Here is a 21,154-nt window from a genome sequence, read left to right on the forward strand (position 1 = left end):
CGGCCGCAGGGGCGGCCTCCTACAAAAAAGGCTGATATGGCTTCCAAAGGATTTTTCAACGCGTTTGCCGATGTGTGGATGCACGAAGGCGTGCGCACGCCCATGGTGGACTATTGCGGCGCACTGGGCCACATCTCGCCCACGGACCTGGGCATCAAGGCCGCACGCGAAGCTTTGAAGCGCGCAGGCATCGCCCCCACCGAAATCGGCTCGGTCATCACCGGCAACATGGCCCCGGGCGACTTTGACCAGTTCTTCTTGCCCCGCCACATTGGGCTGTATGCCGGTGTGCCGCAAGAAGTCCCGGCCATCATGACCCAGCGCATTTGCGGCACCGGCTTTGAGCTGTTCCGCCAGGCCGGTGAGCAAATCGAAGCGGGCGTGTGCGAGGCCACGCTGGTGGTCGGCACCGAGAGCATGACGCGCAACCCCATTGCCGCCTTTGACCACCGCACCGGCTTCAAGCTGGGTGCGCCCGTGGGCTTTAAGGACTACATGTGGGAAGCGCTGAAAGACCCGGCCGCTGGCATCAACATGATCCAGACCGCCGAGAACCTGGCCAAAAAATACAACATCACCCGCGAAGAGGTGGACCAGTTCGCGTCTGATTCGTTTGCCAAGGCCGTGGCCGCACAAGAAGCTGGCTTCCACGCGGGCGAGATCGTGCCCGTGGTCACCGAAAAGTTTGAACTCGAAGGCTACAAAGCCCGTGGCATCAAGCTGCAAGGCAAGGTCACCGAAGTGGCCACCGACACGCACCCCCGCATTTCACCTCCCGAGGTGCTGGCCAAGCTCAAGTCCGTTTACGAAGGCGGCGTGCAGACCGGTGGCAACAGCTCGGCCCTGGTCGATGCCGCTGCGGCCTGTGTGGTCACCTCCGGTGCTTACGCCAAAGCCCAAGGCAAGAAGCCACTGGCTCGCGTGGTGGCTGCGGCTGCCGTGGGCGTGCCGCCCGAGATCATGGGCATTGGCCCTGCCCCAGCGATTCGCTTGCTGCTGGAGCGCACCGGACTGCAACTGTCCGACATTGGCCGCTTTGAAATCAACGAAGCCCAAGGCGCGCAAACCCTGGCCGTGGGCCGCGAGTTGGGCCTGGACTTGTCCAAGCTCAACGTCAACGGCGGCGCGATTGCGCTGGGCCACCCGCTGGCCGCCACCGGCGTGCGATTGACCATCACCTTGGCTCGTGAACTGAAACGAAGCGGCTTGCGCTACGGCATCTCCAGTGCCTGCGTGGGCGGTGGCCAGGGCATTGCCCTGCTCATCGAAAACCCCGACTTCACAGCCTGATATTCCCCATATTTCGACAAAGGAACCGACATGAAAATCCAAGGACAAGCAGCTCTGGTCACCGGCGGTGGCTCCGGTCTGGGCGAAGCCACGGCCCGCGAATTGGCCCGCTTGGGCGCGAAGGTCGCGGTGCTCGACCTCAACATGGACAACGCAGAGCGCGTGGCCAAAGACATCGGTGGCGTTGCGGTCAAATGCAATGTGAGCGATCCAGACAGCATGGCCCAGGCCATCGAGACCGCGGCGGCTGCACACGGCCCCGCCCGCATCCTGATGCAGATCGCAGGCATCGGCTCTGCCAAACGCGTCGTCGGCAAAGACGGCAACGCCGCCCCGCTGGAAGACTTTGCCAAGGTGATCAACGTCAACCTGATCGGCACCTACAACGCAGCGCGACTATTTGCTGCGGCTTGCGCCAAGCTCGACCCCATGGAGGACGGCGCGCGAGGCGTGATGGTCTTCACCGCCTCGGTCGCGGCCTTCGACGGCCAGGTCGGCCAGCAGGCCTACAGCGCCTCCAAAGCAGGCGTGGCCGGCATGACGCTGCCCATGGCACGCGACTTGGCGCAACACGGCATCCGCGTGTGCACCATCGCCCCCGGCCTGTTCAAAACCCCGCTGCTGGCCAGCTTGCCCGAGCCGATACAACAGTCCCTGGCGGCCAGCATCCCCTTCCCGGCACGTTTGGGCAAACCCAGCGAGTTCGCCGAACTGGCCTGCCACATCGTCAGCAACGACCATCTGAACGGCGAAACCATTCGCCTGGACGGCGCTTTGCGCATGGCCCCCCGCTGAAAGAGCCTCATGAACAAAACCGTTGTTTACGAAGTGCAAGTGATGTTCGGTGACTGCGACCCCGCAGGCATCGTCTTCTTTCCCAACTTCTCCAAATGGATGGACGCGTCGTCGCTGAACTTCTTTGTGAAGTGCGGTGTGCCGCCCTGGCGCGAACTGGTCAAGACGCGCGGCATCATCGGCACGCCGCTGCTGGAGATCAACACCAAATTCATCCGCCCCGCCACCTATGGTGAGACCCTGCAGGTGCACACCAGCGTGCAGGAGTGGCGCGAAAAGGTCATCGTGCACAAGCATGTGGTGATGCGTGGCGACACCGTGTTGTGCGAAGGCACCGAAGTGCGTGCGTTTTGCATCAAGCACCCCGATGATCCTGACCGCATCAAGGCCATTGCAGTGCCTGAAGACATCAAGGCCCTGTGCGCCTGATACGGGCATTTGCGCTGTTCAACCGTTCCGTTTTCCCCTAACCTGCGTTTTCCAACCACCCCTCCGAGGAGACAAGCATGAAACTCAAGAAAACCCTGCTGGCTTTGGCCATCACCGCCGTGTCCAGCACCGCTGCGCTGGCCGACATCAAAATCGGCGTGAGCCTGGCCCTGACAGGCCCCGGCTCCGGCCTGGGCATCCCCATGCAAAACCAGCTCAAGCTGTTCCCCCAAAGCATCGGCGGTGAAAAGGTCCAGCTGATCGTGCTGGACGACGGCACCGACCCCGGCAAAGGCGCAGCCAACGCACGCCGCTTTGTGACCGAAGACAAGGTGGACCTGATCATCGGTTCGTGCATCACCGCTGTGGCCGCTGCCATGACCGACATCGCCGCCGAAGCGGGCACCGTGCAACTGGCTGGCTCGCCCGTGGGCGTGCCCCCCGGCAAGGACAAGTGGATGTTCCGCCTGCCCCAGTCCAACACGGTCATTGGTCATGCCATGGTCGAGCACATGAAAAAGCAAGGCATCAAGACCGTGGGCTTTTTGGGCTACACCGACGCCTACGGTGAGCAATGGCTCAAAGAAGTCACGCCCCTCCTCGACAAAGCGGGCATCAAAATCGTCGCCACCGAGCGCTTCGCCCGCACCGACACCAGCGTGACACCACAAGCCCTGAAGATCAACGCGGCCAACCCTGATGCCGTGCTGGTCGTGGCCTCGGGCTCTGGCGCTGCCATGCCCCAGCTGGGTCTGGCCGAGCGTGGTTACAAAGGCAAGATCTACCAAACACACGCCGCAGCCACCATGGACCTGATGCGCGTGGGCGGCAAGACCGTTGAAGGCACTTTTGTGGCCGCAGGTCCCGTGATCGTGCCCGAGCAACTGCCCGACAGCCACCCTTCCAAGAAAGTGGCGCTGGACTTTGTGGCCAAGTACGACAAAGCCTATGGTGCTGGCAGCCACAACCAGTTCTCTGGTCACGCTTACGACGCGCAGATCGCTTTGGAAAAAGCCATTCCCATGGCGCTGAAAAAAGCCAAGTCCGGCACACCCGAATTCCGCGCCGCTTTGCGTGACTCACTTGAAACCATGGGCCGCACCGTTTTCGCACACGGCGTGATGAACTGGACACCCGCTGACCACTGGGGCTACACCATGGAAACCGGTGTGGTCATGAAAGTGGCCGACGGCAAGTTCAAGGTCGAATAAGACCTTGTCCATCACCCGCAGGGGAGCTTCTGTAGGAGCCCGCCCCTGCGGGCGAAAAGACCCGCCAGAAAGCCGTCTCCACTGAGGCGGCTTTCTCTGCCCCAGGGCCTCACCGTTTTTCTCTTCAAGGTTCCCCCATGGACTTCTCGATCGCCAGCATTTTGCTGCTGGACGGATTCACCAATGGCGCTGTCTATGCCCTGCTCGGGCTGGCCACCGTGCTGGTGTTCACCGTCACGCGGGTCATCTTCATCCCGCAAGGCGAATTTGTGGCCTACGGTGCCCTCACCCTGGCCATGCTGCAAACCGGCAAAACACCGGGCACCGTCTGGTTGCTGATGATTTTGGCCGTGGTCGCTGCCCTGATGGAGCTTTTTGAGCGCTGGCAACACCATGGCAACGCGGTGCGTGCGCTGCAATCGGCCTTCAAAACGCTGGCTTTTCCGGCCCTGATTTCTGCGTTGTCCATTTGGGCAGCGCCTCAACAATTTCCGCTGGGTGTGCAAGCCGCACTCAGCGTGGCCATCGTCACCGCATTCGGTCCGCTGGTGTACCGCGTGGCCTACCAGTCGCTCGAAGCGGCCACCCCGCTGGTGCTGCTGATCGTGTCGGTCGGTGTGCACTTTGCCATGACGGGTCTGGGCCTGCTGTTTTTCGGTGCTGAGGGCTTTCGCAACCCGCCCTTCTGGGATGCACGCTTCAGCGTCGGTCCCCTGAGTCTGTCGGGTCAAACCGTGATCACCTTCATCACCTCACTCGCCCTGATCGTGCTGCTGTGGCTCTACTTTGAAAAATCGCTGCGCGGCAAAGCCCTGCGCGCCACCGCCGTCAACCGCACAGGTGCCCGACTGATGGGCATCTCCAGCCACACCTCAGGCCAATTGACCTTTTTGCTGGCGGCTTTCATCGGAGCCCTGTCGGGCCTGCTGATCGGACCCACCACCACTGTGTTTTACGACTCGGGCTTCCTCATCGGTCTCAAAGGTTTTGTGGCCGCCGTGATCGCGGGCCTGTCGAGCTACCCCGGCGCTTTGCTGGGGGCCTTGTTTGTGGGTGTGGTCGAGTCTTTCGGCTCCTTTTGGGCCAGCGCATTCAAAGAGGTGATCGTGTTCACGCTGGTGCTGCCCATTCTTCTAGTGCGCTCGCTGCGCAGCGGCCATTCGGACGAGGACCACTGACATGTTCAAAAAACAAAACATCGCTTTGTGGCTGCTGATCGCCGCCGTGCCCTTGGTGGCCGTGCTGCCGCTGCCTGATTTCTGGATCGCTCAACTGAACTACATCGGCCTGTACAGCCTGGTCTGTCTGGGTCTGGTGCTGCTGACCGGCGTGGGGGGGCTGACATCGTTTGGTCAGGCCGCCTTTGTGGGCATGGGCGCGTACACCACCGCCTGGCTCACGCTCAACACCGGCATGTCGCCATGGCTGACCTTGTTCGTCGGACTGGCGCTCACGGCTGTGAGCGCGCTCATCGTGGGCATGATCACCTTGCGCATGTCGGGCCACTACCTGCCGCTGGCCACAATTGCCTGGGGTTTGTCGCTGTACTACCTCATGGGCAACCTCGATGCTTTGGGCAAATACGACGGCTTGCTGGGCCTCAAAAGCCTGTCCATCGGCAGCATTGACATCGGCCAAGGTCGCCTGTTCTTTGTGCTCACCTGGGCCATCTTGCTGGCCGGGGCGATTGCCCTGCTCAACCTGCTGGACTCGCGTCCGGGCCGGGCGATCCGCTCGCTCAAGGGTGGTTCACAAATGGCCGAGGCCATGGGCATCAGCACCTTCCGCTACAAGGTCACGATCTTCATCATAGCGGCCTTGTTCGCCTCGGTGGCGGGCTGGTTGCTCGCGCACTTCCAGCGTACCGTCAACCCCTCTGCTTTTGGCCTGAAGATGGGCATCGAATACCTGTTCATGACCGTGGTCGGAGGCGTGGGTTATGTCTGGGGCGCCATCGTGGGCGCTGGCTTGATCAAGCTGCTCGACGACCAGTTGCAAGTGCTGCTGCCGGCCCTGATCGGCACCAGCGGCAGCTACGAAGTCATCGTGTTCGGCATCGCACTGGTCCTGGTGCTCAAGTACCTGCCCGATGGCCTGTGGTCGGTCGTGGCGCGCAAGCTGCCACGCCCCCCGCGTGCGGTCGACTGGCAAAACGCCGCCGACCTGCCCGCGCGCAGCAAACCCGCTGTAGGCGATGTGGTGCTCAAGGTCGACAAGATCCGCAAACAGTTTGGCGGCCTCACAGCGGTGAACGACATCAGCTTTGACATCCAGGCGGGCCAGATTGTCGGCCTGATCGGCCCCAACGGCGCAGGCAAATCCACCACCTTCAACCTGATCACGGGCGTGCTGTCCAAAACCAGCGGTCAAGTGCTGTTCCGTGGTGAAGACATCAGCGCCCTGCCCTCGCGCGAGATTTCCCGCCTGGGCATGGCCCGCACCTTCCAGCACGTCAAGATGATCCCCGACATGACCGTGCTGGAAAACGTGGCGCTGGGTGCCTACACACGGGGCAGCAGTGGCGTGGTTTCGTCGATGCTGCGCACCAACCAGGCCGAAGAGCAGCGAATGATGAAAGAAGCCCAGCGCCAGTTGGAGCGCATTGGCATGGGTGCCTACCTGCACGAACAAGCTGGCAACCTGGCCATGGGCCCACAACGCTTGATGGAAATCGCCCGTGCGCTGTGCAGCGATCCGGCCCTGTTGCTGCTGGACGAACCCGCGGCCGGTCTGCGCCACAAAGAGAAACAAGGCTTGGCTCAGGTGCTGCGCCAGTTGCAAGGCGAAGGCATGAGCATCTTGCTGGTCGAGCACGACATGGACTTGGTGATGGACGTGTGCGATCAACTGGTGGTGATGGAATTCGGCACGCTGCTCACTCGCGGCACCCCCGCCGAAGTGCAAGCCAACCCGGCCGTTCGCGCCGCTTACCTCGGAACGGAACACTGACATGGCAACCCCTCTCCTCAAAGTCACCGACCTGCGTGCGGGCTACGGCAAAGCCGAAGTGCTGCATGGCCTGAGCCTGGACGCGGCCAAGGGCAGCGTGATCACCGTGATCGGCCCCAACGGCGCGGGCAAGTCCACCTTCTTGAACAGCCTGATGGGCATCCTGCCCGCCAAAGGCCAGATCGAATTCGAAGGCCAATCGATCACCGACCTGACGCTCGAAGAACGCGTGATGCAAGGCATCTCGCTGGTGCCCGAAAAGCGTGAGCTGTTTGGCACCATGAGCGTGGAAGACAACCTGGTGCTGGGCGGCTACCGCCAGATGCGTCTGGGCAATGCGCAGTGGCGCAGCCGCCTGGATGACGTGTTCGACCTGTTCCCCCGCCTGAAAGAGCGCCGCTTGCAGGAAGCTGGCACGCTGTCGGGTGGCGAGCGCCAGATGCTGGCCGTGGGCCGCTCGCTCATGTCGCGCCCCTCGCTCTTGATGCTGGACGAGCCCAGCCTAGGCTTGGCCCCGCTGATCGTCAAAGAAATCTTCACCATCATCGAAACCCTGCGCCAAACCGGCGTGACGATCGTGCTGGTCGAACAAAACGCCCGCGCCGCGCTGGCCGTGGCCGACGACGGCTATGTGCTGGAGATGGGCGAAATCGGCTTGCACGGCAAAGCCGCTGACCTGGCCCAGGACCCCCGCGTGATCGACACCTATCTGGGTGCCGCCAAGAAATAAATTGCGAGATTGACCATGAACGCCTTCCAACCCCGCACCGACGACATGCAGTTTGTGTTGTCACGCGTTTTGAACGCGCCCGCCCAACTGCAAGCCCTGCCCGCCTTTGCCGAGGTGGACCCGGAACTGATGCAGCAGGTGCTGGAAGAAGCAGGCAAGTTTGTGGGCGAAGTCATCGCGCCACTCAACCGGTACGGCGATGAAATCGGTGCGCAATGGAAAGACGGCGCAGTCACGATGCCGCCTGGCTTTAAAGCTGCTTACCAGTCTTTCTGGCAATCGGGCTGGCCCGCGCTGGCATCCAGCACAGAAGACGGCGGCCAGGGCCTGCCCAGCGTGCTCGAAGCCATGCTCTACGAAATGCTGTCGGCTGCCAACCACGGCTGGACCATGGCCCCCGGGCTGCTGCACGGCGCTTACGAGTGCATCAAGCACCACGCCAGCGACGAACTCAAAGCGCAATATTTGGAAAAAGTGGCCACCGGCGAATGGCTGGCCACCATGTGCCTGACCGAGCCACACGCAGGCTCTGACCTGGGCCTGGCCCGCACCAAAGCGATCCCACTGCCCGACGGGAACTACGCCGTCAGCGGCACCAAAATTTTCATCTCGGGCGGCGAGCACGACCTGACCGACAACATCGTGCACCTGGTGCTGGCCCGGCTGCCCGACGCGCCGCCCGGCCCCAAAGGTCTGTCGCTGTTTTTGGTCCCCAAGTTTTACCCCGACGGCTCGCGCAGCCGTGTACATTGCGACCGCATCGAAGAAAAGATGGGCCTGCACGGCAGCCCCACCTGCGTGATGCGCTTTGACGAAGCGGTCTCTTCAATAGTGGGTGAGCCCGGCAAGGGATTGGGCGCGATGTTCGTGATGATGAACGCCGCCCGCCTGCACGTGGCGCTGCAAGGCATTGGCCTCTTGGACGCCGCCTGGCAAAAGGCCGATGCCTATGCGCAAGAGCGCCGCCAAATGCGTGCGCCGGGCAAGGGCAAAAGCGCTGGCGAAGCCGACCTGATTGGCGAGCACCCCGCCATGCGCCGCATTCTGGACACGCAACGCGCCTGGGTCGACGCCGGTCGCGTGCTGGCCTACCGCACCGCGCTCGAACTCGACCTGATCAAGCACAGCCAGGATGCCGACACGCAAGCCGCCGCGCAGCGCTGGTGCGCGCTCGTCACGCCGGTCATGAAATCGGTGTTCACCCACCAGGCCTTCCATGGCGGCAGCGACTGCCTGCAGGTGTTTGGCGGCCACGGCTATGTGCGCGAGTGGGGCATCGAGCAGATCGTGCGCGATGCCCGCGTGGCCATGATTTACGAAGGCACCAACGAAATCCAGGCGATTGACCTGCTGGTGCGCAAGGTGCTGGCCGATGGCGGCACCGGCATGAACGCCCTGCTCGACACCATCGCCTCTGACCTTCCCCAAGAGGCCAAAGCCAGCACCGCAGCCGCAGCCCGCATCCAGACGCTGCGCGCCGTCACTGCTCAAATCGTCAAGGCTGCTCCGCAAGACGCGGCGCTGGCCTTCCGCGTGGCCGACGACTACCTGCGCGCCGTGGCCCTGGTGCTGATGGACTGGGCTTGGTTGCGCATCGAAGCAGGTGTGGACGACAGCACGCCCAACGCCGATGCACGCTGGCTGGCCCCCGCCAAAGCCCTGCGCAGCTGGGTGCTGCCCGAGTTCCAGATGCGCACCTTCATCATCGTGCAGCAGTGCACGGCGGCAGCGGCATAATCGCCCGGCCATGCCCACCCCTCAAAAGCCCATGCCAACCCAAAGTGCCGCCAGCTCGGGGAAAGCGCGCGCCAGTGCAATCGAAGACCTGAAGGGCAAAGCACCGCGCGCAGCCACGGCCAAGAAGCCCAGCGCTGGCCTGGCGGTCGACAAGGTGGACACCCGTTACCTGCAAACCTTGATGGGCTACAACGCCCGTCGTGCAGCGCTGAGCATCATCGAATTGTTTTTGGAGCGACTGGCGCCGTATGGCCTGAAGCCCGTGGATTTTTCGGTGATGTCCACCATCCAGCACAACCCGGGCGTGACCTCGCGGCAACTGTGCGCCGCGCTCAACCTGCTGCCCCCCAATCTGGTGGGCTTGATCCAGTCGCTGGAGTCACGCGGGCTGATCGAGCGCAAACCCCACCCGCACGATGGCCGTGCCGTGGGGCTGCACGCCACCCCAAAAGGTCAGGCCTTGATGGTGCAAGCCGAGCAAACCGCCTCGGATCTGGAAATCGAAAAAACCGCCAAGCTCACACCTGCACAGCGCAAAACACTGTTGGCGCTGTTGCAAAAAATTTACCTCTGACCCCGCTCAGCCAGGTAAATTTCGATCCGGCGGTTGCGGGCACGGCCAGCTTCGGTGCTGTTGTCTGCTATCGGCTCTCGTTCGCCCCGTCCATCAATCGTGATGCGGCTGGCATTCACACCACGCGCCACCAGATAATCGCGCGCACTTTGTGCCCGGTTCACCGACAAGGCGTTGTTCAGGGCATCACTGCCCACATTGTCAGTGTGGCCCACGATGCGCACCTCGGTACTGGGCTGCTGCGACAAGCCTTGTGCAAACTGGTCGAGGATGGGCCGCAGGTTCGGTTTGATGTCATAGCGTCCCGAATCAAAAGAAATATCGTTCGGGATGGTGAGTTTGAGCTGGTTATCAGGCGTTTGCGTGACCACCGTGCCGGTGCCTGCAGTGGCAGCCTCCATGGCGCGTTTTTTGTCTTCCATGCTTTTGGACCAAACATAGCCACCCAAGGCCCCCAAACCCGCACCAATGGCCGTGGATTTGGAGTCGCGTCCCAAAATTTGTCCTGCGACCGCGCCAATCAGTGCGCCGGTACCCGCCCCCTTTTGCTCCGGGGTGGCCGTTGCGCAAGCTGTCAGCAAAACAGCGGCTGCGCAAGTCGCAGCGCCCATGGCTCTGAAAGTAATTTGTGGGTTCATTTGGAAAGTCCTTTCAATCCGTGCAGGGAACTCTAAGCCGAATGCGTTGCCGCGACCGTACTTCAGCGCACAAGATTGCAACCAATTGCGACAGACCTTCCGACCTGACCCAGACCCCAAGCCCGTGGGTGACAGCTGGCGCATGGCCCATCTGGCAAGATAATTGCGATTGATTTGTCAGGAAAACCCATGAACATCACCTTGCCCGCACACAGTGACCATGCCTTGCTCATTGGCCGCATTTGGCAGCCGGCCGTCGGCCCGGTCCTGGTCGCGGTCACAAGCGATGACGTGCTCGATCTGTCCGGTTTGGCACCCACCTGCAGCGATTTGCTGGAACAAGATCAGGCTGCGCTCAAGGTCCGGCAATTCATCGCTTCCGGCCAAGCCACGCGGCTGGCGAAAACCTCAGCCGTTTTGGCCAACAGCGACGAACCCCATCGCAAGCAAACCTTGCCGTGGTTTTTGGCACCTTGCGATTTGCAAGCCATCAAAGCATCGGGCGTCACCTTTGTGGCCAGCATGCTCGAACGTGTGATCGAAGAGCAAGCCCGAGGCGACGCCAGCCGCGCCGAAGCTGTGCGACAGGCGGTGGTGGCCGTGATCGGCGACAACCTGCGCAGCGTGAAACCAGGCTCGCCCGAGGCCGCCAAACTCAAAGACGTGTTGCTGGCCCAAGGCATGTGGTCGCAATACCTGGAAGTGGGCATCGGCCCGGATGCCGAAATCTTCACCAAAGCACAGCCCATGAGCGCCGTGGGCCCCGGTGCGATGGTCGGCATTCACCCAGGCAGCCAGTGGAACAACCCGGAACCCGAAATCGTGCTGGCGGTCAACTCGCGTGGCGAAGTACTTGGCGCGACCTTGGGCAACGATGTCAACCTGCGCGATTTTGAAGGCCGCAGCGCCTTGTTGTTGGGCAAAGCCAAGGACAACAACGCCAGTTGCGCCATCGGCCCGTTCATCCGCCTGTTCGACGCACACTTTGGCATCGACGATGTCCGCCAGTGCGATTTGAGCCTTCAAGTGCACGGCCCGGAAGGTTTTGTGATGCAAGGCAGCAGCTCGCTCAGCCAGATCAGCCGCGACCCGCTGGACCTGGTGGCGCAAGCCATGGGCCCGTACCACCAATACCCGGACGGCATGGTGCTGTTTCTGGGCACCATGTTTGCACCTACCCAGGACCGCCATGGTCCGGGCCAGGGCTTCACACATGTGGTGGGCGATGTGGTGAGCGTTTCCACGCCGCAATTGGGCACGTTGGTCAACCGCGTCACGACCTCGGACCAGGCCGCCCCATGGGTCTATGGCACTCGGCAATTGATGCACGATCTGGCGCAACGGGGGCTGCTGGCATAATTTTGGCTTTTCGCCCTGAGCCAGCGTCCATGGGACAAACCCATTGACGGCACAGGGCACCACCGAGAGAAAGCCATTTCATGAACACCACACCCTCTGGCCTGCAATACGAAGACACCCTCGTGGGCGAAGGCGCCGAAGCCACCGCTGGCCAAGATGTCACCGTGCATTACACCGGCTGGCTCTACAAAGACGGCGTTCAAGGTGCCAAGTTCGATTCGAGCCGTGACAGACGCGATCCGTTTGTGTTCGGTTTGGGTGCTGGCATGGTCATCAAGGGCTGGGACGAAGGCGTGGCCGGTATGAAAATCGGTGGCCAGCGCACCCTGATCATCCCTGCGGAGCTGGGTTACGGTGCACGTGGTGCTGGCGGTGTGATTCCGCCAAACGCCACTTTGAAATTTGACGTTGAATTGTTGGCTGTCGAATAACGCCCAGCGATGGCGTTGACTGCAGCCACCAGGCGACTTACGCCCATCGCGCTCACAGCTTGCGTCTGGATGAGCTTGAGCTCGGCATGGGCCCAAGCACCTCACATTGAATCCATCCCGAGACCCAAAGCATTGCCGGTCACGTCAACTCTGGCGCGCAGTCTGGCCGCGTGGGATAAGGAGCAAGCTCAATTGGCCAAGGAATGTGCCAAAGACGTGGCGCAAATCAAGGCCCGCGAGAAAAATTCACCCATATCAGTGGAGTTCACTCTTCGGTATGAAGTGCTTCTTGATTCTTCGCGAATCTACACCGTGGCCAGTCTGTTGAACATTTATTGCGGTGGTCCCTATCCTGCATTTGTCGAAAATGCGGTGGTATTTGACCTCACGACCGGCAAGCGATACGACCCGTTGAAGCTTTACGCCATTTCACGCAGAGGTCGCTATGGCGCAGAATTTCGTCCGGCCGTTCGCAAAATGGTCCGAGAGGCCTTGATCGCAGAACGAAAGCCGATCGAAAAAGACGACGACTGCATACCCGTTCTCCAGCAAGACGACATCCAGTTGATCGAAAAAGACACGATCGGGCTGGGTGCCCAAGGTTTGCACGTGATGTACGCGGGCGCCCATGTGGTCCAGGCCTGCTACGGGAACGTGGTGCTGCCCTATGAGCGCCTCCAGAAATTTCTGAACACTAAAGAAGCCAAAAGAATCCATTGGGTGCACTGAATTTTCAGAGAGCCCCTCTTGAAAACAGGGATTGGCACCCCCAGCTGATTTAAATCATTGAAAAACGTCCAAAAATGTCTGACACCACCCAACCCATGCCCCAAGGCAACCCCGCTGAAGAGCCGTCAACCGCCACTGAGGCCGTCCAGTCGCTCGACCCCTTGGCCGATGCCCAAGCCGAGCTGGCCAACCTGAAAGCAAAAAACGCCGACTTGGCCGACCAGTACCTGCGCGCCCAAGCCGATGTGCAAAACGCCCGCCGCCGGGCAGATGACGAGATTGCCAAAGCCCGCAAGTTTGCCGTCGAAGGCTTTGCTGACAGCTTGCTGCCCGTGCTGGACAGCCTGGAAGCCGGTCTGGCCATCCCCAACGTGACCATTGAGCAAATCCGCGAAGGCTCTGAAGCCACGCTGCGCCAGCTCAAAAGCGCGCTGGAACGCAACAAGGTACTCGAAATTGCCCCACCTGCTGGCACCAAGTTCGACCCGCATCACCACCAGGCCATCAGCGTGGTGCCTGCAGAGCAAGAACCCAATACCGTGGTCGGCGTGCTGCAAAAAGGCTACTCCATTGCAGACCGCGTGCTGCGTCCAGCCTTGGTGACGGTCACCGCCCCCAAATAATCAAAAACCTTTTTTGGCGTAAGGGGACTTGAAAAGCGTCCCACCTGCCTCAACTGCAGAACATCTGCACTTTTACTTAATTTCGGAGCATCAAAATGGGAAGAATCATCGGTATTGACTTGGGCACCACCAACTCGTGCGTGGCCATCATGGAAGGCAACACGACCAAAGTGATCGAGAACGCCGAAGGCGCTCGCACCACCCCGTCGATCATTGCTTATCAGGAAGACGGCGAAATCCTGGTCGGTGCCTCGGCCAAACGCCAAGCGGTCACCAACCCCCGCAACACCCTGTACGCGGTCAAGCGCCTGATCGGTCGCAAATTCGCCGAAAAAGAAGTCCAAAAAGACATCGACCTGATGCCTTACACAATTGCCAAAGCCGACAACGGCGACGCATGGGTGGAAGTGCGCGGCAACAAGCTGGCCCCCCCACAAATCAGCGCTGAAATCCTGCGCAAGATGAAGAAAACCGCCGAAGACTACCTCGGCGAAGAAGTGACCGAGGCCGTGATCACGGTGCCCGCTTACTTCAACGACGCACAGCGCCAAGCCACCAAAGACGCTGGCCGCATTGCCGGTCTGGATGTCAAGCGCATCATCAACGAGCCGACCGCTGCCGCTTTGGCTTTCGGCCTGGACAAGACGGAAAAAGGCGATCGCAAGATTGCCGTCTATGACTTGGGTGGCGGCACGTTCGACGTGTCCATCATCGAAATCGCCGACGTTGATGGCGAAAAGCAGTTTGAGGTGCTGTCCACCAACGGTGACACCTTCCTGGGCGGCGAAGACTTTGACCAGCGCATCATCGACTTCATCATCACCGAGTTCAAGAAAGAATCCGGCGTTGACTTGGCCAAAGACGTGCTGGCGCTGCAGCGCCTGAAAGAGGCCGCAGAAAAAGCCAAGATCGAACTGTCCAGCTCCGCTTCGACCGACGTCAACCTGCCTTACATCACGGCAGACGCCACCGGCCCCAAGCACTTGAACGTCAAGCTGACACGCGCCAAGCTGGAGCAGTTGGTGGAAGAGCTGATCGAGCGCACCATCGCCCCTTGCCGCATGGCCATCAAGGACGCTGGCGTGTCGGTCGGTGACATCGACGACATCATTTTGGTCGGCGGTATGTCCCGCATGCCCAAGGTGCAAGAGAAGGTCAAAGAGTTCTTCGGCAAGGAGCCGCGCAAAGACGTGAACCCAGACGAAGCCGTGGCCGTGGGCGCTGCGATCCAGGGTCAGGTCTTGTCGGGCGACCGCACCGACGTGCTGCTGCTGGACGTGACGCCTTTGTCTTTGGGCATTGAGACCATGGGCGGTGTCATGACCAAGATGATCACCAAGAACACGACCATCCCGACCAAGTTTGCACAGACCTTCTCGACCGCTGAAGACAACCAGCCAGCCGTGACGATCAAGGTGTTCCAGGGTGAGCGCGACATCGCTTCGGGCAACAAATTGCTGGGCGAGTTCAACCTCGAAGGCATTCCACCGGCTTCACGCGGCACACCGCAAATTGAAGTGTCGTTTGACATCGACGCCAACGGCATCTTGCATGTGGGTGCCAAAGACAAAGGCACCGGCAAAGAAAACAAGATCACCATCAAGGCCAACTCCGGTCTGTCCGAAGCCGAAATCCAGCAAATGGTGAAAGACGCCGAGCTGAACGCCGAAGAAGACAAGAAGAAGCTGGAGCTGGTGCAGGCCCGCAACGCCGGTGAAGCCGCCGCCCACAGCGTCAAGAAAAGCTTGGGCGAGCACGGCGACAAGATCGAAGCGGCCGAAAAAGAAGCCATCGAAGCGGCCACCAAGGAACTGGAAGAAGTTTTGAAGGGCGAAGACAAAGACGCCATCGAAGCCAAAACCGAAGCCCTGATGACCGCCAGCCAGAAGCTGGGCGAGAAGGTCTACGCTGAAATGCAAGCGCAGCAAGCTGCTGCGGGTGCAGGTGCAGCGGGTGCGGCCGAAGCCAAACCACAAGATGACAACGTCGTGGACGCTGAAGTCAAGGAAGTCAAAAAGGGCTGATGCCCAAAGTGATGCTGTGGGAGCGAGCACCCGCTCGCGAAGGCATTCGCCCGCAAGGGCTGCCTCCCACAAATCAGCTGCAGCGTCCCGTGCCTTGCCCGGGACGCTTTTTGCATGAAACGGCCTGAAGGCCAGGGTCCAAAGTCATGGCGACAAAACGAGATTTTTACGAAGTGCTGGGCGTTGCCAAAAACGCCTCGGACGAAGACATCAAAAAGGCTTATCGCAAACTGGCGATGAAGTACCACCCTGACCGCAACCAGGGTGAAGACGCCAAGGCCAAAGAAGCCGAAGCCAAGTTCAAAGAGGTCAAGGAGGCCTACGAAATGCTGTCGGACGCGCAAAAACGCGCGGCCTATGACCAGCACGGCCATGCCGGTGTCGACCCCAACATGCGCGGTGGTGCCGAAGGCTTTGGCGGTTTTGGTGATGCGTTTGGCGACATCTTTGGCGACATCTTTGGTGGCCAGGGCCGCGGTGGTCGCGGCGGAGGACGCCAGGTCTTCCGGGGTGCCGACCTGAGCTACGCGATGGAAATCACGCTCGAAGAAGCGGCCAATGGCAAGGATTCACAGCTGCGCATCCCGAGCTGGGACGCCTGCGACACCTGCAGTGGTACCGGCGCCAAGCCGGGCACCAGCGCCAAGACCTGCTCGACCTGCCATGGCCAAGGCCAAGTGCAAATGCGCCAGGGCTTTTTCAGTGTGCAGCAGACCTGCCCCAACTGCCGTGGCACTGGCAAGATCATCCCCGACCCTTGCGGCACTTGCCACGGGCAAGGCAAGCTCAAAAAGCAAAAGACGCTGGAAGTCAAAATCCCGGCGGGTATCGACGACGGCATGCGCATTCGCAGCGCGGGCAACGGCGAGCCGGGCACCAACGGTGGCCCTCCTGGTGATTTGTTCATCGAAATCCGCCTCAAGAAGCATTCCATTTTTGAGCGCGATGGCGACGACCTTCACTGCGCTGTGCCGATCAGCTTCACCAAAGCAGCTTTGGGCGGCGAGATCGATGTGCCCACCTTGGGCGGCAAAGCGGCCATTGACATTCCCGAAGGCACACAGACCGGCAAACAGTTCCGTTTGCGGGGCAAGGGCATCAAGGGCGTGCGCGGCAGTTACCCAGGCGATCTGTACTGTCACATCACGGTAGAAACGCCTGTCAAGCTCACCGAGCACCAGCGCAAGCTGCTCAAGGAGTTTGACGAATCGCTCTCCAAAGGCGGTGGCAAACACCAACCCAGCGGCGAGAGCTGGACCGACAAGCTCAAGGGCTTTTTCGGGGCCTGACGACCGACCGTGTGGGGGTGCGCCAGCACTTGCGCCGACCACGAGGCTGTTTGACTTGCGTCAAGCAGCCTTTTTTCTTTTGGCGTCAGCATGCAACCATGAGCGCCACCATCACCTTCCTCGGCGGAGCCGACACCGTCACCGGCTCCAAGTACCTGATCGAACACAACCACCAGCGTCTGCTGGTCGATTGCGGGCTGTTTCAGGGCTACAAGCAACTGCGCTTGCGCAACTGGGGCCCCTTGCCCGTCGCGGCAGATCAAATCCATGCCGTGGTGCTGACCCACGCCCATCTGGACCACAGCGGCTACCTGCCGCTGCTTGTGAAAAATGGCTTCAAGGGCCGCGTCCATGCGACAAACGGGACTTGCGATCTGGCGAGCATTTTGCTGCCCGACAGCGGTCACATTCAGGAAGAAGATGCCTTTTTTGCCAACCGGCATGGGTTCAGCAAGCATGCCCCGGCCTTGCCGCTCTACACCAAGCGGGAAGCCATTGACTCGCTCAGACAACTGCACGCCGAGCGGCAGGGTCAGTGGTTCGAACCGATTCGCGGCTGGAAGGCCCGCTTCCAACCCGCCGGACACATTTTGGGCGCCGCCAGTTTGCTGCTGGATGTGGCAGGACGACGCATCTTGTTTTCGGGGGATTTGGGCCGCCCCGATGACCCGCTGATGAACCCGCCAGAGCCGCCCCCACAAGCCGATACGGTGTTGATCGAGTCGACCTATGGCGACCGGCAGCACCCCAAAGAAAAAGTGTTTGAGGAACTCGGGCCGCTCTTGAAAAAGCTCGCTGCTCGCGGCGGTGTGGCCGTCGTGCCGGTGTTTGCTGTGGGACGGGCGCAGGCGGTGCTGCACACCATCGCGCAACTCAAGGCCGCAGGGCAAATTCCACGCAGTCTGCCCATCTTTTTGGACAGCCCCATGGCCATTCACACCACCGCATTGTTTGAACGCCACCCCGGCGAGCATCGCCTGAGCACACAAGAGGTGCGCAACATGGACCATGTGGCCACCATGCTGGAGACGCCCGAACAATCCAAGTCACTGGCCAAGCGACACGGGCCCATGGTGATTCTGGCGGCCAGCGGCATGGCCACGGGTGGACGGGTGCTGCACCACCTGGCGCAATACGCGGGCGACCACCGCAACATGGTCATCCTGACGGGCTACCAAGCCCCGGGCACGCGCGGGGCTGCGCTGGCCAGCGGGCACAGCAGCATCCGCATCCATGCGCAAGACGTGGCTGTGCGGGCAGAAGTGGTGCAGATCGAATCGGCGTCTGCACATGCCGACGCCAACCAATTGCTGAGCTGGTTGCACAAAATGCCCAGCGCACCGGGGCAGGTGTATGTGGTGCATGGCGAGCGCGAGGCGTCTGACATGCTGCGCCAGCGCATCGAACACGAGATCAAATGGCGGGCGCTGGTGCCAGAGCAAGGCTCGGTCTGGCCGCTCTGAAGCGCGGCAAAGCGCGTCTCAGAGGAAACGGTCGAGCAGTTTGCGCGAGTGCTTGTCCATACCCGCCAAGTCGCGGATCATGAACTGAACGCCATTGGCATCGTTGATGAGCAGCACCGTGCCGGTCAGGCGGCGGATGTCTTCCTCGCCCTTGAGCAAAAACTGCGTGACTCCCCGATCAGTCACCACCGACCAGGTGCTGGGTGTGGCAAAGCTGCTGACTTCTGTCAGCTGAAGGATTTCGGGCAAGAACTCACGCTCGGTCAAGGCTTGCAAAAGCTTGGCACGCAAGGGCGCATCGAGTTGGGCCAGCTCATCGATCCAGACGATCTCGTGTCCATCGGCATCCATCAGCGCCACCCCGGCATCGGGGGCCGACACCGGATACGCACGCAAAGCGGTCACAGGGCAATAGCGCGTCCCGTCGGGCATTTCCAGCGCCCAGCGGCCAAAGGCATCGCGTTGCAAGTCAAACGGGTTCATGCGCTCACCTTCTGTTCTGGGGCTTCGATGCTGCCACCCAAAACCGCTTCGGTTTCGGCTTGCCGCTGTTGGGCTTCATACAAGCGCCAATAAGCCCCCTGGGCCTCGATCAACGCGTCGTGCGTGCCCTCTTCCACCACCACACCTTTGTCCATCACCACCAACCGGTCGGCTTTGCGCAAAGTCGACAAGCGGTGGGCAATGGCGATGGTCGTGCGACCACGCACCAGGTTGTCCAGCGCCCTTTGAATCTCTTTTTCGGTCTCGGTGTCCACCGCCGAAGTGGCTTCGTCCAGGATCAAAATGCGCGGGTTGATCAGCAAGGCACGGGCGATCGAAATGCGCTGACGCTCCCCGCCCGACAAGCCTTGACCCCTTTCGCCAACCAGCGAGTCATAGCCCTGCGGCATGCGCAAGATGAACTCGTGGGCATGCGCGGCGCGGGCGGCGGCCACGACTTCTTCGCGGGTCGCGTCGGGCTTGCCGTAGGCGATGTTGTCTGCAATGGTGCCAAAGAACAGGAAAGGCTCTTGCAACACCAAACCAATTTGTCGGCGGTAATCGGCCACTTTCAGCTGCCGGATGTCGACGCCATCCAGCTCGATGGCGCCATCGGTCAGGTCGTAAAAACGGCAAATCAGGTTGACCAAGGTGCTCTTGCCTGAGCCGCTGTGGCCGACCAGGCCAATCATCTGTCCGGGCTGGATGTCCAGATTGAGCTGTCGAATCACAGCGCGGTTGCCATAGCGAAAGCCCGCCTCTCGCACCGTGATGCGGCCTTGCACCTGCGGCGGCAAAGGCACGGGGTTGACTGGCTCAGGCACGCTGGAGACGTGGTCCAGGATGTCAAAAATGCGCTTGGCCCCCGAAGCCGCCTTTTGCGTGTTCGAGACGATCCGACTCATCGAATCAAGGCGGCTGTAAAAGCGGCCGATGTAGGCCAGAAAAGCGGTCAACACACCGACTGTGATCTGGTCGTCCGAAACCAGCCAGATGCCAAAACCCCAGACCACCAGCAAGCCGATTTCGGTCATCAGGGTCACCGTGGGCGAGAACAGCGACCACACCCGGTTCAAGCGGTCGTTGACTTGCAGGTTGTGTTTGTTCGCGTCCTTGAAGCGCTGGGCTTCACGGTCTTCTTGCGCAAACGCCTTGACCACACGAATCCCTGGAATGGTGTCGGTCAGCACGTTGGTCACTTCGGCCCAGACGCGGTCGATCTTCTCAAAGCCCGTGCGCAGTTTTTCGCGCACCACATGGATCAACCATGCGATGAAAGGCAAGGGCAGCAAGGTGACCAAAGCCAAGGTGGGGTTGATGGTGAACAGGATGACCGCCGTCATCAGGATCATCAAAACGTCGGTCGCAAAATCCAGCAGATGCAGCGACAAAAACACGTTGATGCGGTCGGTCTCGCTGCCAATGCGGGCGATCAGGTCGCCCGTGCGGCGTCCACCGAAATACTCCAGCGACAGCTTGAGCAGATGCTCATAAGTGGTGGTGCGCAAATCGGCACCGATGCGCTCGGACACCAGCGCCAAAATGTAAGTTTTGGCCCAACCCAAGCCCCAAGCCAGCAAGGCGGAAGCCAGCAAACCCAGCAAGTAGAGGGACACCAACGAGGGATCGATCTCTTTGCCGTTCTGGTACGGGATCAGGATGTCGTCCATCAGCGGCATGGTCAGATAGGGCGGCACCAATGTCGCGGCTGTGGCCGCCAGTGTCAGCGAGAAGCCGGCCAGCAAAGAGCGCTGATAAGGCCGCGCGAAGCGCCACAGCTTGAACAGCGTCCAGGTGGAGGGCGGCGCCAGATCCTCGCGGCCGCAGCTCGGACAGTCTTCGTCCTCGTCGCCCATGACGGTCTGGCAGACCGGGCACACCGAACCCGACAACACCGCCTGCAACGGTCGCCCTTCCGAAGGACCGCCAGATGGCGCCTGCTGGTGCGCCAACTGGCTTTCAAACTGCGCCACCCAACGGGTGACTGCGGCCTGCAAGCCCAAAGTGAAGCGCCAAACCGCCAACTGCCCATCGGCGTTGGTCAAAGCCAGACTGCCCACACCCGCATGGTCCGTGAGTTTCAGAGACAAACCTGGCTGCAAAGCCCAGCTGGACCAGTTTTTTTCGCCCTCAAGGCGAGATAAGACCCGTTGATCGGTCAAAATGATGGCACTTTTGACGAATCGCAAGCTGCCGTCAAGGTCAACCTCCAACCAGGCTGTCGCGTTTTCTTGAGGTTGCAGACACGAATGGACTTCGACCTGCCAAGCGTCGGGAAGAACCTGACGGGATGCAACGGCCAAAGTAGAAGTTGATGTCATGAAGGATGAACCGGAAGCGACTCGAACGACCACGGCGGTCGACGAGACAAAAAACAACCATTGATGTCGCCCACGACTG

The 21,154-nt window shown here is 60.9% G+C and carries 19 protein-coding genes; 16 read left to right on the top strand and 3 right to left on the bottom strand.

Annotated features, from left to right (window positions below; genetic code table 11):
- The first annotated feature begins 36 nt into the window (after window positions 1-36).
- The 9 genes from B9Z33_RS12945 (at window position 37) to B9Z33_RS12985 (ending at window position 9,715) form a co-directional block, all read left to right on the top strand.
- On the top strand, window positions 37-1,290 hold the full coding sequence (locus tag B9Z33_RS12945) for a thiolase family protein (RefSeq protein WP_108287437.1): 1,254 nt from the start codon (window positions 37-39) through the stop codon (window positions 1,288-1,290).
- Window positions 1,291-1,320: 30 nt separating this feature from the next.
- Window positions 1,321-2,085, top strand: a complete 765-nt coding sequence (locus tag B9Z33_RS12950) for an SDR family NAD(P)-dependent oxidoreductase (protein WP_108287438.1) — start codon at window positions 1,321-1,323, stop codon at window positions 2,083-2,085.
- Between the two features lie 9 nt (window positions 2,086-2,094).
- The gene (locus B9Z33_RS12955; RefSeq protein WP_108287439.1) at window positions 2,095-2,514 is read left to right on the top strand and encodes a thioesterase family protein; all 420 of its coding nucleotides are present in this window, start codon (window positions 2,095-2,097) and stop codon (window positions 2,512-2,514) included.
- Between the two features lie 77 nt (window positions 2,515-2,591).
- Window positions 2,592-3,725, top strand: a complete 1,134-nt coding sequence (locus tag B9Z33_RS12960) for an ABC transporter substrate-binding protein (protein WP_108287440.1) — start codon at window positions 2,592-2,594, stop codon at window positions 3,723-3,725.
- Window positions 3,726-3,862: 137 nt separating this feature from the next.
- Window positions 3,863-4,903, top strand: coding sequence for a branched-chain amino acid ABC transporter permease (locus tag B9Z33_RS12965; protein ID WP_108287441.1), 1,041 nt, complete (start codon window positions 3,863-3,865; stop codon window positions 4,901-4,903).
- 1 nt (window position 4,904) lies between these two features.
- Entirely contained in the window at window positions 4,905-6,674 is a 1,770-nt protein-coding gene (locus B9Z33_RS12970; protein WP_108287442.1) for an ATP-binding cassette domain-containing protein, read from the top strand.
- A gap of 1 nt (window position 6,675) precedes the next feature.
- Entirely contained in the window at window positions 6,676-7,404 is a 729-nt protein-coding gene (locus B9Z33_RS12975) for an ABC transporter ATP-binding protein (protein WP_108287443.1), read from the top strand.
- A gap of 15 nt (window positions 7,405-7,419) precedes the next feature.
- Complete coding sequence (locus tag B9Z33_RS12980; RefSeq protein WP_108287444.1) at window positions 7,420-9,141, top strand: acyl-CoA dehydrogenase family protein; 1,722 nt, start codon at window positions 7,420-7,422, stop codon at window positions 9,139-9,141.
- A 10-nt stretch (window positions 9,142-9,151) separates the two neighbouring features.
- Window positions 9,152-9,715: a MarR family winged helix-turn-helix transcriptional regulator gene (locus B9Z33_RS12985; RefSeq protein ID WP_369916746.1), complete on the top strand. Its 564-nt coding sequence runs from the start codon at window positions 9,152-9,154 to the stop codon at window positions 9,713-9,715.
- Here the strand turns inward: B9Z33_RS12985 and B9Z33_RS12990 are convergent.
- Window positions 9,706-10,353 (bottom strand): OmpA family protein, encoded by a 648-nt coding sequence (locus B9Z33_RS12990; RefSeq protein ID WP_199220350.1) that lies wholly within the window; start codon window positions 10,351-10,353, stop codon window positions 9,706-9,708. The genes B9Z33_RS12985 and B9Z33_RS12990 overlap by 10 nt on opposite strands.
- A gap of 189 nt (window positions 10,354-10,542) precedes the next feature.
- Here B9Z33_RS12990 and B9Z33_RS12995 point away from each other — a divergent pair, with 189 nt between their 5' ends.
- The 7 genes from B9Z33_RS12995 to B9Z33_RS13025 all read left to right on the top strand — a co-directional run bounded on the left by B9Z33_RS12995 (window position 10,543) and on the right by B9Z33_RS13025 (window position 18,271).
- Window positions 10,543-11,712 carry a fumarylacetoacetate hydrolase family protein gene (locus B9Z33_RS12995; RefSeq protein WP_108287446.1) on the top strand — a complete coding sequence of 390 codons (1,170 nt, stop codon included), beginning with the start codon at window positions 10,543-10,545 and terminating at the stop codon, window positions 11,710-11,712.
- 80 nt (window positions 11,713-11,792) lie between these two features.
- Window positions 11,793-12,143 carry an FKBP-type peptidyl-prolyl cis-trans isomerase gene (locus B9Z33_RS13000; protein WP_108287447.1) on the top strand — a complete coding sequence of 117 codons (351 nt, stop codon included), beginning with the start codon at window positions 11,793-11,795 and terminating at the stop codon, window positions 12,141-12,143.
- A gap of 9 nt (window positions 12,144-12,152) precedes the next feature.
- Window positions 12,153-12,872, top strand: a complete 720-nt coding sequence (locus B9Z33_RS13005; RefSeq protein ID WP_108287448.1) for a hypothetical protein — start codon at window positions 12,153-12,155, stop codon at window positions 12,870-12,872.
- Window positions 12,873-12,946: 74 nt separating this feature from the next.
- A complete protein-coding gene (gene grpE, locus B9Z33_RS13010) occupies window positions 12,947-13,495 on the top strand; it encodes a nucleotide exchange factor GrpE (RefSeq protein WP_369916747.1) in 549 nt (182 codons plus the stop codon).
- Window positions 13,496-13,590: 95 nt separating this feature from the next.
- On the top strand, window positions 13,591-15,519 hold the full coding sequence (dnaK, locus tag B9Z33_RS13015) for a molecular chaperone DnaK (RefSeq protein WP_108287449.1): 1,929 nt from the start codon (window positions 13,591-13,593) through the stop codon (window positions 15,517-15,519).
- A 146-nt stretch (window positions 15,520-15,665) separates the two neighbouring features.
- Window positions 15,666-16,808: a molecular chaperone DnaJ gene (dnaJ, locus tag B9Z33_RS13020; RefSeq protein ID WP_108287450.1), complete on the top strand. Its 1,143-nt coding sequence runs from the start codon at window positions 15,666-15,668 to the stop codon at window positions 16,806-16,808.
- Between the two features lie 98 nt (window positions 16,809-16,906).
- A complete protein-coding gene (locus B9Z33_RS13025) occupies window positions 16,907-18,271 on the top strand; it encodes an MBL fold metallo-hydrolase RNA specificity domain-containing protein (protein WP_108287880.1) in 1,365 nt (454 codons plus the stop codon).
- Window positions 18,272-18,289: 18 nt separating this feature from the next.
- Here B9Z33_RS13025 and B9Z33_RS13030 read toward each other — a convergent pair whose 3' ends face one another.
- Together B9Z33_RS13030 and B9Z33_RS13035 are read right to left on the bottom strand one after the other, a co-directional pair.
- Window positions 18,290-18,754 (bottom strand): DUF1854 domain-containing protein, encoded by a 465-nt coding sequence (locus B9Z33_RS13030; RefSeq protein WP_108287451.1) that lies wholly within the window; start codon window positions 18,752-18,754, stop codon window positions 18,290-18,292.
- Window positions 18,751-21,075 carry an ABC transporter ATP-binding protein gene (locus B9Z33_RS13035; protein ID WP_108287452.1) on the bottom strand — a complete coding sequence of 775 codons (2,325 nt, stop codon included), beginning with the start codon at window positions 21,073-21,075 and terminating at the stop codon, window positions 18,751-18,753. The genes B9Z33_RS13030 and B9Z33_RS13035 overlap by 4 nt, the downstream gene beginning before the upstream one ends.
- Window positions 21,076-21,154 lie beyond the last annotated feature (79 nt).

The sequence above is a fragment of the Limnohabitans sp. T6-20 genome, assembly GCF_003063505.1.
Taxonomy (GTDB): Bacteria; Pseudomonadota; Gammaproteobacteria; order Burkholderiales; family Burkholderiaceae_C; genus Limnohabitans_A.

Bases quoted from the DNA above. Each gene is read 5' to 3' on its own strand.
- B9Z33_RS12945 (WP_108287437.1), top strand. From the start codon at position 37: ATGGCTTCCAAAGGATTTTTCAACGCGTTTGCCGATGTGTGGATGCAC.
- B9Z33_RS12950 (WP_108287438.1), top strand. From the start codon at position 1,321: ATGAAAATCCAAGGACAAGCAGCTCTGGTCACCGGCGGTGGCTCCGGT.
- B9Z33_RS12955 (WP_108287439.1), top strand. From the start codon at position 2,095: ATGAACAAAACCGTTGTTTACGAAGTGCAAGTGATGTTCGGTGACTGC.
- B9Z33_RS12960 (WP_108287440.1), top strand. From the start codon at position 2,592: ATGAAACTCAAGAAAACCCTGCTGGCTTTGGCCATCACCGCCGTGTCC.
- B9Z33_RS12965 (WP_108287441.1), top strand. From the start codon at position 3,863: ATGGACTTCTCGATCGCCAGCATTTTGCTGCTGGACGGATTCACCAAT.
- B9Z33_RS12970 (WP_108287442.1), top strand. From the start codon at position 4,905: ATGTTCAAAAAACAAAACATCGCTTTGTGGCTGCTGATCGCCGCCGTG.
- B9Z33_RS12975 (WP_108287443.1), top strand. From the start codon at position 6,676: ATGGCAACCCCTCTCCTCAAAGTCACCGACCTGCGTGCGGGCTACGGC.
- B9Z33_RS12980 (WP_108287444.1), top strand. From the start codon at position 7,420: ATGAACGCCTTCCAACCCCGCACCGACGACATGCAGTTTGTGTTGTCA.
- B9Z33_RS12985 (WP_369916746.1), top strand. From the start codon at position 9,152: ATGCCCACCCCTCAAAAGCCCATGCCAACCCAAAGTGCCGCCAGCTCG.
- B9Z33_RS12990 (WP_199220350.1), bottom strand. From the start codon at position 10,353: ATGAACCCACAAATTACTTTCAGAGCCATGGGCGCTGCGACTTGCGCA.
- B9Z33_RS12995 (WP_108287446.1), top strand. From the start codon at position 10,543: ATGAACATCACCTTGCCCGCACACAGTGACCATGCCTTGCTCATTGGC.
- B9Z33_RS13000 (WP_108287447.1), top strand. From the start codon at position 11,793: ATGAACACCACACCCTCTGGCCTGCAATACGAAGACACCCTCGTGGGC.
- B9Z33_RS13005 (WP_108287448.1), top strand. From the start codon at position 12,153: ATGGCGTTGACTGCAGCCACCAGGCGACTTACGCCCATCGCGCTCACA.
- grpE (WP_369916747.1), top strand. From the start codon at position 12,947: ATGTCTGACACCACCCAACCCATGCCCCAAGGCAACCCCGCTGAAGAG.
- dnaK (WP_108287449.1), top strand. From the start codon at position 13,591: ATGGGAAGAATCATCGGTATTGACTTGGGCACCACCAACTCGTGCGTG.
- dnaJ (WP_108287450.1), top strand. From the start codon at position 15,666: ATGGCGACAAAACGAGATTTTTACGAAGTGCTGGGCGTTGCCAAAAAC.
- B9Z33_RS13025 (WP_108287880.1), top strand. From the start codon at position 16,907: ATGAGCGCCACCATCACCTTCCTCGGCGGAGCCGACACCGTCACCGGC.
- B9Z33_RS13030 (WP_108287451.1), bottom strand. From the start codon at position 18,754: ATGAACCCGTTTGACTTGCAACGCGATGCCTTTGGCCGCTGGGCGCTG.
- B9Z33_RS13035 (WP_108287452.1), bottom strand. From the start codon at position 21,075: ATGACATCAACTTCTACTTTGGCCGTTGCATCCCGTCAGGTTCTTCCC.